This is a genomic window from Geobacillus thermodenitrificans subsp. thermodenitrificans DSM 465 (genome assembly GCF_000496575.1).
GTDB classification, from domain to species: domain Bacteria; phylum Bacillota; class Bacilli; order Bacillales; family Anoxybacillaceae; genus Geobacillus; species Geobacillus thermodenitrificans.
On record NZ_AYKT01000001.1, the window covers coordinates 26,975 to 40,374 of the forward strand.

The window sequence follows — 13,400 nt, forward strand, 5'->3', positions numbered from 1 at the left end:
AAGGGAAACGCCGGAGGCTGGTTGCACGACAAACCGTTTTCTTTTTTGTTCTACTTGAATAACAGAGGATGCAGCAAGCGGCACATTAGGTTTGGATGATGTAGCAGAAGCAGCGGGCATGGGTGGACGGGCGGTAGGCTTCAGCGAGCCGACAGTAAATGTTGGTTTCATTTTTTGGCTTGCAAAAGACGCAGAAAATCGCCGTTTTCCCGCGATAAGAACGCTTCGTTCGCCAACGCCTCTTCCAGTTTTGGAAGCAAAGCGGCCCAACGATCAAAGCGGTGTTCCTCTTCTTCGTAAATATGATGCCAATACAGCCGCTCATGATCATCAGTGGCTTGTTCAATCGTCGGTTCTAAAATGGCTTGAAATTGGCTGAGCGCTTCTTTGGAGCGGCTAAGAATAGCATGGACTTCCGCTAGTGTGTCGTGCAATGAACTCCCTCCCATATCATTGTCTTATATCATCTTTTTCACATGAAAAGCGGGATAAACATCTAATCTATGTTGCTTTCTTGGTTGATATAGAAGGTTGGTGATTGATGGAGAAACGAGGCTTAAAGACAAAGAGCTTCCCCAATAGAGGAACTTTACAAATATCTCTTTTCATTTCCTATTGAAAACGGCTAGGCGGTAAGGAAACAATCAGTAAAAAATACAGCTTCTTAAGAAGAAAAAGCAAACATAGATCGAAAATAGAGAATGTACTTAAGCCAAAATATATGGATAGGGAAAAGGGGATGAAAGGCAAAGTTGATGAATAATCAGAATGTTTATTATTTACTGTCTGTATAATATTTTTATATAATTTATTATGGATAGACTGTCTATCAACAGGGGGGAGAACTGATGGATAAAGGGGTATCTAAACGGGTTTTAGTCGCGAGTCTCGTCGGCAGTTCAATTGAATGGTTTGACTACTTTCTGTATGGAACGGTCGCAGCACTTGTGTTCAATCAATTGTTTTTTCCAAGTGAAGACCCAACTGTCGGCTTGCTCTTATCATATGCATCATTTGCCCTTTCATTTTTCATTCGCCCGTTAGGTGGCATTGTGTTTAGTCATATCGGCGATAAAATCGGGCGAAAGAAGACGCTTGTTTTGACGTTAAGTCTCATGGGGATCGCCACGGCCGGCATGGGGCTGTTGCCAACGTATGAAACGATCGGCATATGGGCGCCCGTGCTGCTTATTTTGCTTCGCCTCATCCAAGGGATTGGTCTCGGCGGTGAGTGGGGCGGGGCGCTGTTGCTCGCGGTCGAATACGCACCGAAAGAAAAGCGCGGCTTATTCGGCAGCATCCCGCAAATGGGCGTGACGATCGGCTTGCTTCTTGGCACCTTTGTAATGTCGCTCATGACGCTTATGCCGGACGAGACGTTTATGTCATGGGGGTGGCGCATTCCTTTTCTGTTAAGTGCGTTGCTTGTCGTTTTTGGATTGTGGGTGCGCCATGGCATTGATGAAACACCTTCGTTTAAGAAGGTGCAAGCAACCGGACGAGTGGCGAACGTGCCGCTTATTGAGACACTGCGAACTCAATGGAAGGAAGTATTGATCGCAGTCGGCGGCAAAGTGGTTGAAACAGCGCCGTTTTACATTTTTGGAACGTTTATCGTTTCATATGCAACAACGAACTTAGGTTTCTCGAAAACAGCAGCATTGAATGCAGTAACTGTGGCGACAGTCGTGACGACGATTCTGATTCCACTGATGGGTAAATGGTCGGACCGTTACGGCCGCAAGCCGCTTTATATAGCGGGGACGATCGGGATGATCGTTTATGCGTTCCCATATTTTTGGCTTTTGCAACAAAAATCAGTCGCCTTGTTGATGATAGCGACGATCATTGGTCTTGGCATCATTTGGGCACCGATTACGGCCGTGCTCGGCACGATGTTTTCGGAAATTTTCCCGTCCAATGTTCGATACACGGGCATTTCGCTCGGCTACCAAATCGGTGCTGCATTAGCGGGCGGAACGGCGCCTTTGATCGCTACAGCCTTGCTTGCGGCGTACGGGAACTCTTATGTTCCGGTCGCCTTGTACATTATATTCGTATCGCTTGTTTCGCTGATCGCAGTTTGGTCGGTGCGCGACCGCAAACATGAGGAACTTGATGAGGAAGACGGAATCGCGTAACGCGGTTCCGTTTCGTTCTAACGGAGGGAGAATCATGCTTATTTTGTCGGAGAAAGAAATTCAGCGTCTGTATACGATGGAGGATGCTATTTCCGATGTAAAGGAAATGTTGCATCAAAAACAGTCAGGGAATGTGAACACCCCTGAGCGCACAGTGCTTTCTTTTCCGCATGATGACGCTTCGATTTTGTATATGCCTTCTGCGGAGGAGAGAGCGGCGGCGGTGAAAGTGGTGAGCATTTTTCCGCACAATCCCGCTTTAGGAAAACCGACAACCCAAGGAGTTATGATATTCACAGATACGAAAACTGGGGAGCACCGGATGCTTTGCAGTGCCACTTATTTGACGCGGCTGAGAACAGGAGCGCTATCGGCGATTGCTGCCGACTATTTAGCCAAACGAGAGGCATCGCGATTAGCCGTGATCGGAACAGGGGCGATGGCGAGGGAACAAGTAGCCGGCATGCTTGCGGTCAGGGAGATCGAGCATATTTTCTTATACAACCGGACGAGAAGCAAAGCGGAACATTTTGCGTTGGACATGCAGCGAATGAACTCTTGCTGGAACGGAAAAGTGCACATCGTCGATGACGCAAATGAGGCCGTCCGCCAGGCGGACATTGTTGTATGCAGCACGCGCTCGGAGCAACCGGTATTCTCAAGTCGGGCGCTGCAGCCGGGCACGCACGTTAGCGCCATCGGTTCGTATTTGCCGCATATGCGTGAATTGGATGTGGAAACTATCGTTATGGCTGACCGTATTGTTGTTGATACGGTGGAGGGCGCCAAGCATGAGGCAGGAGAACTTATTCAGGCGGCCGAGAGCGGAAAATGGTCTTTTTCCCGAATTGATGCCGAAATCGGGGAACTCGTCACCGGGGAGAAAGCCGGGCGGCAACATGAACAGGAAATCACCTTGTTTAAATCGGTTGGAGCAGCTTTCTATGATTTGGCCGTGGCGATGGGCGTCTATCAAAAGGCGACGGAGCTCGGAGCAGGGCAAGAAATTGAGTTGTAAGGGATGCATATGTTGTTTTGGAGAGAGACAGGCGGTCGTTTTCCGGACGGCTGTCCGTCCATTTTTTGGGCCGTTTCCATCCGCGTCACCTTTGGGCCTAGTCCGGAATAAAACAGAATAAGGAACATTGCCCACTTGATATGAGGCGCGTTTCCGGCGATAATGGAAACAGTGCGTGATGAATGCGCTTGTCAGCATGGAATGAACGAAGAAGGTGACAGAAAGATGGAACGTGCGGAACACATTTATCAAAAACTTGTAGCTATTTGTGGAGAAGAGAATGTTTTGCGCGATGAGCCGATGAAACATCATACATTAGTGCGGATCGGCGGCAAGGCTGATTTTCTCGTTTGGCCGGAAACGTACGAACAAGTCGTTGACGTGCTGCGGCTGAAAGAGGAGTACGAGCTGCCGTTTACGCTTCTTGGCAACGGCTCCAATGTCATTATCCGCGATGGCGGGCTGCGCGGTATTGTTATGCAGCTGAAGCATCTCAATCGCATTTGGCGCGAAGGGAACAACATCATCGCTCAAAGCGGAGCAGATATTAAGGCAGTGTCTCGGTTTGCGCTGGAACAACATCTCACTGGTTTGGAGTTTGCCTGCGGCATCCCGGGATCGGTCGGCGGGGCGATTATGATGAATGCCGGGGCTTACGGTGGAGAAGTGAAAGATGTGCTCGACCATGTGAAAGTGGCGACGCTTACTGGCGAGTTGAAGACGTTGACAAATGAGGAGCTCGAACTCGGATATCGAACGAGCTTGATTAGCCGGACACACGATATTGTGCTTGAAGTCGTGTTTGCACTCCAGCCGGGTGATTATGGACAAATTAAAGCCAAAATGGATGATTTGACGTTTCAACGTGAATCAAAGCAGCCGCTTGAATACCCGTCAGTCGGCAGCGTATTCAAGCGCCCGCCGGGCTATTTTGCCGGCAAGCTTATTCAAGACAGCGGCCTGCAAGGGAAAGGGTTTGGCGGTGCGGAAGTGTCGACCAAGCACGCCGGGTTTATTATTAATAAAAACAATGCAACGGCTGCCGATTACATTGCGACGATTGAAATGGTGCGCAAAACAGTGAAAGAAAAATTCGGCGTTGAACTTGAATTGGAAGTGAAAATTCTCGGCGAAGAGTGACACCTATCCGAACCCGATTGGCGGGTTCGGATTTTTTTATCATGTCGAACTGAGAAGATTCTCTTTTTCATGCGCAGGCATAACTTGCATCATCGAATCGTAGCGGGAGAGTGTTCAAAGTTACCGATGAACTGAAAAAATAGAGTAATAGGAATAGTATTTGGAAAACGGGGGAAGGAAGATGAATCTGTATTTTATCGTTAACCCTGCAGCCAAAAACGGCCGCTCGGCAACAGTATGGGAACGGGTGCAGCATATGCTGGAGCAGGAAGGCTTGTCATATGAAGTGCATTGGACGAAAAAGGCAGGAGACGGAAAACGAATTGCCCGCCTGATTGCTGAGCGAAATGCTGAACCGCTAGTGCTCATTGCTGTTGGTGGGGACGGAACTGTGTATGAAGTCGTCAACGGGGCGTCGTTGTTTCCGCATGTCGTCATCGGCTACATCCCGGCAGGGACAGGAAATGATTTTGCTCGTGGTTTCGGCATGCCGCGCCGTCCGGAACAGGCGCTTCAACAGCTGTTGACTGGGAAGGTAGCTAGCGGTGATCTTGGCCGCTTTGTGAGCAGTGCTGTACGGGATGGGGTGTTTGTCAATAGCATCGGCTGTGGTTTTGATGCTCACATTGCCCGCGAAGTCAACCGATCCAAATGGAAAGGGCGGCTGAACCGCCTCGGACTCGGTACACTCGTTTATGTGTTTTATTTAGTGAAAGAGCTATTCCGTTATCAACCGACCGATCTCGATATTTGTATTGACGGACAAACCTATTCGTTTCAACAAGCTTGGGTGGCGACCGTATCGAATCATCCATACTATGGTGGCGGGATGCGCATTGCACCGTCAGCCCGGGCCGATGACGGCCTCCTTCACGTGACCGTTGTCAGCCGTCTGACGCGTTGGAAACTTCTTTCAGTATTTCTAACCGTATTTTGGGGCGGACATGTGCGAATGAAAGAAGTTTCCGTGTTTGCTGGGCGGCACGTGCGCATTCGCCCTGCTGCTCCTGTGCCGGTTCACGCTGATGGAGAGGAGGCAGGGAGAGGAGAGGTGTCAGCTTGGATTGAGTCTGGAGGCTTGAGAGTGATCGGTGCGGAAACTTTGTGAATGATTGGTACGTATGTAAAAAGAAGAAAGGAGGTGTGAGGAAGACGAGTGATGGAGAAGCGGATGGTCATGCTTGATGTCGTATTCTATGTGGTGTTTCCGATCGTTCTCTGGCATGCGTTGCGCGGCCCGGTCGGGGAGTACGGGGCGATGTTGATTTGCACCGTGCCGGGAGCGATTTATACGGTTTACCGTTTTTGGTCCATTCGCCGAGTACAATGGTTTGGCACGTTTTTGCTTGTCAATCTCGCAGTTAGTACGCTATTGAACGTATTAGCCGGATCAGCGTTGCAGATGTTATGGAATGACGTATGGTACTCAATTGCTTTGTCCGTCTTTTTTCTAGCGACTGTCGTTGTCAAGCGCCCGTTGATGCTTTATTTTTCGCTTGATTTTGTGGAAATGCAGGGAGCGCCGCGTTCGGTAATGAAAAAGCAATTTTTTGAGCGCGATGTTTTCCCGCTTTTTCAATGGATCACCGTTGGCTTTGCCTTACGCGATGGACTGCTGGCGGCGATTAAGGCGCATTTGATCGTTCGTTATGGCGTCGAAGCGTTTGACCGTGCGATTGTGATTCGAGAAGTCATTGGTTGGGGGATTACGATTCTCTGTATGTTGGGGTTTGTCCGCATCTCGAAGATCCTCTCGAACCGTGACACTCCCCATTATCCGGCATGAATGTAGATGAGAGAACTAAAGCATTGGAGAGAAAAACAGAGGAGAAGGAGGCAGTACTATACATAGATATAGATAAAAAGCTGTGTTCGATGCGTTTGGGAAACAATCGTTGCTTTAACTTTATTTTCTTCTTTGTTTTCTCGCTTTCGTAAGGGATGATTTTGTGCTGGTGTTCGTTTGCTCATTTCAGTGACGTCTTCCTGACAATGCTGGTACAGTGGCGAGCTTTTCTGTACCCGTTTCAGGAGCAGATCGCGCACCTCCATTTTTCGACTCTTCCGTTTCGCTAGTTGTCAGTATCACTTTATTGTCTGTTTCTTCTACTTCAGCTTGTTTTGTCAGCCGTTTTTCCATTTTGGCTTTCAGCTTTTGCTTCGCTTTGTCAATGGTGTACTTCTTTGGAGGGCAAGTTTAGCAAAAAAAGAAACCATGGGGCTCTGTTCGCCGTTTGGCAAGTAACAACTTATTTGGTATAATGGGGGCAAGTTTATTGAAAATGGTGCGTAAGCCACGACTCCTGCCAATCGATTTGGTAGGAGTTTGTTTTTGCTATCAACGCCTAATGAGGCTAAGAAAGCGGGATGGAACGCCCGCTGCCTGTCGTCTTTGCAAGTGGAAAGGAGTATATCGGTGATGACGGAGCGGATTGATGAGGTTATGGAGATTTGCTTACTGGCGGGAAAATTGATGCTCGAAAGCGGTGGAGAGACGTATCGAGTTGAAGATACTATGACGCGTATTGCCGCTTCGTTTGGCATGTCACGCTCCCACGGCTATGTCACACCAACGGCCATCATTTTTTCCATTGAAGGGACGGACTCAACGAGACTGATCCGCATTTCCGATCGTTCGACTGATTTGGCGAAAGTGGCGGTCGTGAACGATATTTCTCGGCGCATCAGCCGCGGCGAATTGACGCTGGAAGAGGCGCGCAAGGAGCTCGAGGAAGTCAGACGCGCCCCAATGAGTTACCCTCTTTGGCAGCAAACCGCCGCTGCAGCGTTAGCGAGTGCCTGTTTTGCGTCATTGATTGGAGGAGGGATGGTTCACTTTTTTCCATCGCTTTTTTCCGGAGGGGTGGCGTTTTGGTGTTTTGAAATGGTGCATCGGTTCGTGAAAATCCGGTTTTTCGCGGAATTTTTTGCTGCTTTTGTTGCAGGAGGTCTCGTATTGTTAATGGTACAGGCCGGATTTGGAGGGGATATCGGGAAAATGATCATCGGCTCTGTGCTGCCACTTGTTCCAGGGTTGGCCATTACGAACGCGGTGCGTGACTTAATGGCCGGCCATCTCATCGCCGGGTTGTCTCGCGGGGCCGAAGCGTTTTTGACGGCGTTTGCGATTGGCACCGGCATCGCCTTTGTTTTATCCATTCGATGATGTGATGGGAGTATAGATCATGGTCGTTATGCAGCTGCTACTTAGCTTTTTTGCGTCGATGTTGTTTGGCATCATTTTTAATATTCCGCCGCAGCTATTGCTGCATAGCGGGTTTGTTGGGATGAGCGGATGGACGGTCTATATGTTGACCGTACGTTCGGGCGTAGACAGTGTGATTGCAACGTTTATGGCTGCGTTTTTCGTTGCCTTTTTAAGCAATGCGTTTGCCCGGCGCTATCGAGCGCCGGCGACCATTTTTATCGTTCCCGGCATTCTTCCGCTCGTGCCAGGTGGAACGGCATTTGAGGCGATGCGCCATGTCGTCATCAACGACTATAATGCGGCGATTCCGTTGGCGGTGAAGGCATTCATGATTTCCGGTGCGATTGCGATGGGGCTCATTTTTTCCGAGGTCGTCAACCAATTGGTGAAGCGTCGCCATTAATTATTTTTCTGAATCACTTGCCTATCGTTATATTTGCTTGTTTGAATATTATAATCTAAGTATAATTATGCTTTCATGTGGATTGGAAAGAGCGGGGGAGAGGAATGAAAGAAATCATTGGGCAGATGAAAGCGGAGCTATGGAGTATTTTTGACTATCTTCATCGTCATCCGGAAATTAGTTGGGAAGAATGGGGAACAACGGAATTTGTTCGCCGGGAGTTGGAACGCGAAGGGTATCGGGTGTGGACGTTTGCCGATTGTCCGGGCGTGGTGGCAGAAATCGGCGATGGGCCGTTTATGGTTGGCGTGCGCAGTGATATGGATGCTCTTTGGCAAGAGGTAAACGGTGTTTGGCAGCCGAATCATGCGTGCGGACATGACGCCCATATGACGATCGTGTTGGGGGTGGCGAAGCTGCTTCGCCGCATCGGCTATGAGCCGCCGGGGACGCTTCGGTTTTTGTTCCAGCCAGCTGAAGAGAAAGGTACAGGGGCGTTGAAGCTGATTGAAAAGGGAGCGGTCGATGGAATGTCGTTTTTGTACGGCGTTCATTTGCGACCGGTTCAAGAAGTCAAGAGCGGGTATGCGACACCGGCAATCATTCACGGGGCAGCCCAATGCATCGAAGGGCGGATTCGCGGTATGGCAGCGCACGCGGCGCGGCCTCATTTAGGTGTGAATGTCATTGAAGTCGGCAGTGCCATCGTGCAGGAGCTCGGCAAAATCCATGTTGACCCGCAAGTACCAGCAACGATCAAAATGACGAGGTTTCATGCGGGGGAAAAAGATGTGAACACGATTCCAGATTACGCTGAGTTCTCCTTGGACTTGCGAGCGCAGACGAACGAGGCGATGGAGCAGCTCGTCGAAAGGTTGCGCCGTGTGGTCAACGGAGTCGCTGCTATTTACGGGGCTGAGATTGAGCTTGATGAACGGACGCGAATCGTCGCCGCCAACCCTGACTTGGATGCCAAGAGGCTCATGGAAGAGGCGATCATCGCTGTTCTAGGGGAGGAGAAATGTATTCCGCCAGTCATCACATCCGGCGGGGAAGATTTCCATTTTTACGCATTTAAAAAACCGGAGTTGAAAACGACGATGCTCGGGTTAGGCTGCGACTTACGCCCGGGGCTTCACCACCCGCAGATGACATTCCAACGTGACGATTTACTTTCCGGCATTGAGATTTTGGCGCGGACGGTCATCAATACGTTTGCGCTACAAGGAGAGAAAGAACGTGTCTCTATCACTGCAAATCATTGAAACGATAGAGCAACTAAAAGAAATGGCTGAGCTGGAAGCGGACATTTGGGGGACGACGCCGATCCCGCTTCATCAAACGTTGACAGTGGCAAAAAACGGTGGCATTGTGATCGGGGCGTACGTGGACGGGAAGCTTGTCGGCTTTGTCTACAGTTTCCCGGGAATGCAAAACGGGGAAGTATATCTTTGTTCGCATATGATGGGAATTGCGGCCTCATTTCGCGACCAAGGCATCGGCTATCGTTTGAAAATGAGGCAGGCGGAAGAAGCGCGGCGGCTCGGCTATCGGAGCATCCGTTGGACGTACGATCCATTGCAAAGCCGCAACGGCTATTTAAACTTGGTGAAGCTTGGGGCCGTTGGCATCGAGTATGTGGAAAATTGTTACGGGGAGATGGACGATGCGCTGAATGGCCAGCTGCCGTCCGACCGTTTCATTGTCGAATGGCGGCTTGATGAACGTCCGAATAGAACGTGGAACCCGGCCAAGGGACTAGTGGTGCTTGAGGCAGAGGCAACGACTGACGGCCTGTGGCGGCCAGTGCTGAAGGACATTGATGAAACAGCAACGCCATTCTTGCTGACTGCTATTCCGCTTGATTTTTCGCAACTAAAGGAGCGGAGTCTTTCATTAGCGCTTGAGTGGCGCCTAGCGACACGCTCCTTGTTTGCCCGGTTGCTCGCTGAAGGCTGGGTTGCTATTCATGCCATGCGCGGCGAAGGGGAACCGGTTATGCACTACATATGGGGACGCCGGAATAAGTGGTTAGGGGAAAAGGGGGAAAGTAATGAGGCTTGAAATTGATTACATCATTTTACGTTACTTGCAAATGGAGCTGAAAGCACCGTTTACGACCAGTTTTGGTACGTTTCAAACAAAAGAATTTATTTTAGTGGAAGCAGTCGACAGCAACGGTGTCTCAGGATGGGGCGAATCGGTGGCATTTTCCGCTCCGTGGTATAGTGAGGAAACGGTAAAAACGAACTGGCATATGCTTGAGGATTTTCTTATCCCACTGGCATTTGCCGAGCCGATCGATCATCCGAGTGAACTATCAAAACGGTTTGGGGCGATCCGCCAAAACCATATGGCGAAAGCCGCGCTCGAAGGTGCGGTATGGGATTTGTACGCCAAGCGGCTTGGCGTTCCGCTTTATCAGGCATTGGGTGGAACGAAAAGGGAAATTGAAGTTGGTGTCAGCATCGGCATTCAGCCGACGGTAGATGAGTTGCTTCGGGTTATTGAACGGTATGTAACCCAAGGATATCGGCGAATGAAGGTGAAAATCAAGCCGGGCTGGGACGTTGAGGTCATTCGTGAAGTGCGGCGTGTGTTTCCAGACGTGCCGCTCATGGCAGATGCCAATTCAGCGTACACACTTGCTGATGTGGAGCGGCTGAAAGCACTCGATGAATTCGGACTGATGATGATCGAACAACCGCTTGCGGCTGACGATCTCGTTGATCATGCCCAGCTGCAGCCGCTTCTGAAGACGCCGATTTGCCTTGATGAAAGTATCCGCTCATTCGACGATGCGCGCAAGGCGCTTCATCTTGGCAGTTGTCGCATCATCAATATGAAAATTGGACGCATCGGCGGACTGCAGGAGGCAAAACACATTCATGATCTTTGCCGTGAGCACGGCGTTCCGGTTTGGTGCGGTGGCATGTTGGAAGCGGGCGTTGGGCGCGCTCACAATATCGCCATTACGACTTTGGAAAACTTCACCCTTCCCGGCGACACAGCGGCATCTTCCCATTACTGGGAGCGGGATATTATTGTTCCGGAGGTCGAAGTGCATAACGGCTTGATTCGCGTACCGGACGCCCCGGGTATCGGTTATGAAGTCGACCGCCGCCAAGTCGAGCGGTACACGCAATTTGCCAAAGTATATCGCCGTTCGCTGCCGGCATAAAGAAGGAGGCTGACCCTAAAAACCGCTTCTCCTTAAACGGAAAGTATTGATACAAGAAGGATGTCTTGCCGCTTGCAGGACATCCTTGCTCGTTGTTCATTATGCTGAACGGATGCTTCGGACTAAGAGATGCGGCGAACCGTTTGCTGTTTCAGAAGATGTGTCCAAAAAAATAGGGAAACCAGCGGCCATGCCGGCTTCCCTGTTGTGTTACACCCGCCCGATTCCAGTATTTGCTTTGACGAGGATTTCGGTAAATTTCTTTTCGTCTGCTTTTTTCGCTGAAACGAGTGTGCCGATGATAGCGCCGATAAAACCGAGCGGAATGGAAATAATGCCCGGATTGGAAAGTTTAAAGAGCGGCTCGCCGACAAAAATGGCAGCTCCCGGTTCCGGTGACCAGACGTTCGGGCTGAAGAAGACAAGCAACAGGGCGCTAATCAAGCCAACGAGCATTCCGGTAATTGCCCCTGTCGTATTAAAGCGGCGCCAGAAGATCGTAAAGACGATCGTCGGCAAGTTGGCGCTTGCGGCGACGGCAAATGCGAGTGACACAAGGAAGGCGACGTTCATTTTTTGAGCAAAGAGCGCTAACAAAATCGACAATACTGAGACGCCGATCGATGCCCAGCGGGCGGCAAGCATTTGTTCTTTTTCCGTCGCTTGGCCGCGCCGGATGATGTGGCTGTAAAAGTCATGAGCGAATGCGGAAGCAGCTGACAAAACAAGACCGGCGACAACAGCCAAAATCGTCGCAAAAGCAACAGCGGCAACAAAAGCGAATAAGAAATCTCCGCCAAGCGCCTCAGCTAACAGCGGAGCCGCCATATTGCCGGCAGGGTCAGCGGCGATGATTTTGTCATGACCAACGAACGCGGCGGCGCCAAACCCTAAAAAGATAGTTAATACATAAAAAATACCGATGATCCATGTCGCATAAACGACTGATTTACGCGCAGTCGGCGCATCTTTGACAGTGAAGAAGCGGATCAAAATGTGCGGGAGCCCAGCTGTTCCTAAAACGAGTGCTAGGTTTAGCGAGATCGTGTCCAGTGGATTTTTAAACTTGTTGCCTGGGGTTAAAAATGCATCGCCAAGCGGTGTTGCTGTTTTTAACTGATGGAACATTTTAGCGATGCTGAAGTCGAATTTTCCAAAGACGATTAAGGAAATGATAAATGTACCGATCATCAACAGGACCGCTTTGATGATCTGCACCCAGCTTGTCGCTGTCATGCCGCCGAACACGACATACACGGTCATTAAAATACCGACGATCAAGACAGAATAAATGTAATCGATCCCGAGTAGGAGCTTAATAAGGCCGCCGGCCCCGACAAGCTGTGCGATCATATAAAAAGTTGAGATGGCGATCGTATTCAAAGCGGCGACACCGCGCACTTTTTTATCGTCAAAACGAGCGGCGATCATATCGGCCATCGTGTACTTGCCAAGGTTGCGAAGGGGTTCAGCGACGATATATAAGACGACAAGATAGGCGACAAGGAATCCGATGCTGTAAAAGAAGCCGTCAAACCCGGCTAGGGCGATCATGCCAGCAATGCCTAAAAAGGAAGCAGCAGACATATAGTCGCCAGCGATGGCGAGCCCATTTTGCCAGCCGGTCAAGCTGCTGTCAGCGGTGTAAAATTCGCTTGTCGTTTTCGTTCGTTTCGAAGCATAGTACGTAATGACAAGCGTCAAGGCGACGATGACAAGGAAGAGGAAAAAGGCTAATCCGTTCATTAGACGTTTCCTCCTTCCTTCGCTTCTTGCTTCATTTGTTCGACGATTTCGTCAAACTTGGCGGCCCGTTTCGAATAAAGGATGCATAAAGCCCAAGTCATCACAAATTGTGCGAAAGCAAACAGCCAAGCCCAACTAACCGGTCCAATTGCTGGCGCATTGAGCACGTTTGAGTATGACGTTAATATCGGAAGGGTGAAGTAAAAGGCGAAGAAAAAGATCGTCGCTGGAATAATGAAGGCTTTTTTCTCTTGAATGAGCCCACGAAACATAGCGGATTGGGCGAGCGCTTCATAATCGACACCTGGCCGTTCGGCAAAGGATTGTTTTTTCACTGCCATATAAATCCCTCCTTATCTTAATTGAAGCGTTTTCAAAAAAGGGAACAACATAATACGGGATAGAAGCAGCGGATCCCCCTTTCTTGTCACAAATTTGTCACACAATTAATTATATATTTATCTGAAAAGTTTGTAAATTGATTTTTTTGTTATTGCTGTAAATATTTTTTTGCTTTATCGCATAAAACGAAAAAAATATTTTGCTGTTTTTCTTATTTTCGC

The 13,400-nt window shown here is 49.6% G+C and carries 14 protein-coding genes; 10 read left to right on the forward strand and 4 right to left on the reverse strand.

The genetic code is table 11. The features are described 5' to 3' along the window. Nucleotides 1-167 precede the first annotated feature (167 nt). Nucleotides 168-434 (reverse strand): IMEF encapsulin system ferritin-like cargo protein, encoded by a 267-nt coding sequence (locus DSM465_RS18075; RefSeq protein WP_008878876.1) that lies wholly within the window; start codon nucleotides 432-434, stop codon nucleotides 168-170. Between the two features lie 414 nt (nucleotides 435-848). Between DSM465_RS18075 and DSM465_RS0100165 the strand changes: the two genes are divergently transcribed. The 5 genes from DSM465_RS0100165 to DSM465_RS0100185 all read left to right on the forward strand — a co-directional run bounded on the left by DSM465_RS0100165 (nucleotide 849) and on the right by DSM465_RS0100185 (nucleotide 6,085). Beyond that, nucleotides 849-2,141 carry an MFS transporter gene (locus DSM465_RS0100165; RefSeq protein ID WP_011887010.1) on the forward strand — a complete coding sequence of 431 codons (1,293 nt, stop codon included), beginning with the start codon at nucleotides 849-851 and terminating at the stop codon, nucleotides 2,139-2,141. A gap of 34 nt (nucleotides 2,142-2,175) precedes the next feature. After that, nucleotides 2,176-3,159, forward strand: coding sequence for an ornithine cyclodeaminase family protein (locus tag DSM465_RS0100170; RefSeq protein WP_008878873.1), 984 nt, complete (start codon nucleotides 2,176-2,178; stop codon nucleotides 3,157-3,159). A gap of 225 nt (nucleotides 3,160-3,384) precedes the next feature. Further along, the gene (gene murB, locus DSM465_RS0100175; RefSeq protein ID WP_008878872.1) at nucleotides 3,385-4,299 is read left to right on the forward strand and encodes a UDP-N-acetylmuramate dehydrogenase; all 915 of its coding nucleotides are present in this window, start codon (nucleotides 3,385-3,387) and stop codon (nucleotides 4,297-4,299) included. A 181-nt stretch (nucleotides 4,300-4,480) separates the two neighbouring features. Next, nucleotides 4,481-5,407 (forward strand): diacylglycerol/lipid kinase family protein, encoded by a 927-nt coding sequence (locus tag DSM465_RS0100180; RefSeq protein ID WP_029760350.1) that lies wholly within the window; start codon nucleotides 4,481-4,483, stop codon nucleotides 5,405-5,407. Between the two features lie 51 nt (nucleotides 5,408-5,458). Beyond that, complete coding sequence (locus DSM465_RS0100185; protein ID WP_008878870.1) at nucleotides 5,459-6,085, forward strand: VC0807 family protein; 627 nt, start codon at nucleotides 5,459-5,461, stop codon at nucleotides 6,083-6,085. A gap of 186 nt (nucleotides 6,086-6,271) precedes the next feature. Here DSM465_RS0100185 and DSM465_RS19380 read toward each other — a convergent pair whose 3' ends face one another. Beyond that, a complete protein-coding gene (locus tag DSM465_RS19380; protein WP_155121004.1) occupies nucleotides 6,272-6,439 on the reverse strand; it encodes a hypothetical protein in 168 nt (55 codons plus the stop codon). 279 nt (nucleotides 6,440-6,718) lie between these two features. On the opposite strand from DSM465_RS19380, the gene DSM465_RS0100195 reads away from it, so the two are divergent. The 5 genes from DSM465_RS0100195 to menC all read left to right on the forward strand — a co-directional run bounded on the left by DSM465_RS0100195 (nucleotide 6,719) and on the right by menC (nucleotide 11,091). Continuing rightward, nucleotides 6,719-7,465: a threonine/serine exporter family protein gene (locus DSM465_RS0100195; protein WP_008878868.1), complete on the forward strand. Its 747-nt coding sequence runs from the start codon at nucleotides 6,719-6,721 to the stop codon at nucleotides 7,463-7,465. Nucleotides 7,466-7,484: 19 nt separating this feature from the next. Then, nucleotides 7,485-7,910, forward strand: a complete 426-nt coding sequence (locus DSM465_RS0100200) for a threonine/serine exporter family protein (RefSeq protein WP_008878867.1) — start codon at nucleotides 7,485-7,487, stop codon at nucleotides 7,908-7,910. 104 nt (nucleotides 7,911-8,014) lie between these two features. Continuing rightward, entirely contained in the window at nucleotides 8,015-9,175 is a 1,161-nt protein-coding gene (locus DSM465_RS0100205) for a M20 peptidase aminoacylase family protein (RefSeq protein WP_008878866.1), read from the forward strand. Further along, the gene (locus tag DSM465_RS0100210) at nucleotides 9,150-9,974 is read left to right on the forward strand and encodes a GNAT family N-acetyltransferase (protein WP_008878865.1); all 825 of its coding nucleotides are present in this window, start codon (nucleotides 9,150-9,152) and stop codon (nucleotides 9,972-9,974) included. The genes DSM465_RS0100205 and DSM465_RS0100210 overlap by 26 nt, the downstream gene beginning before the upstream one ends. After that, nucleotides 9,964-11,091, forward strand: coding sequence for an o-succinylbenzoate synthase (menC, locus tag DSM465_RS0100215; RefSeq protein ID WP_029760351.1), 1,128 nt, complete (start codon nucleotides 9,964-9,966; stop codon nucleotides 11,089-11,091). Before DSM465_RS0100210 ends, menC begins: the two co-directional genes overlap by 11 nt. Before the next feature lie 210 nt (nucleotides 11,092-11,301). On the opposite strand, the gene DSM465_RS0100220 is transcribed toward menC, so the two are convergent. Both DSM465_RS0100220 and DSM465_RS0100225 read right to left on the reverse strand, forming a co-directional pair. After that, the gene (locus tag DSM465_RS0100220; RefSeq protein ID WP_011887018.1) at nucleotides 11,302-12,837 is read right to left on the reverse strand and encodes a solute symporter family protein; all 1,536 of its coding nucleotides are present in this window, start codon (nucleotides 12,835-12,837) and stop codon (nucleotides 11,302-11,304) included. Next, the gene (locus DSM465_RS0100225; protein WP_008878862.1) at nucleotides 12,837-13,178 is read right to left on the reverse strand and encodes a DUF485 domain-containing protein; all 342 of its coding nucleotides are present in this window, start codon (nucleotides 13,176-13,178) and stop codon (nucleotides 12,837-12,839) included. Before DSM465_RS0100225 ends, DSM465_RS0100220 begins: the two co-directional genes overlap by 1 nt. Between the last annotated feature and the right edge of the window lie 222 nt (nucleotides 13,179-13,400).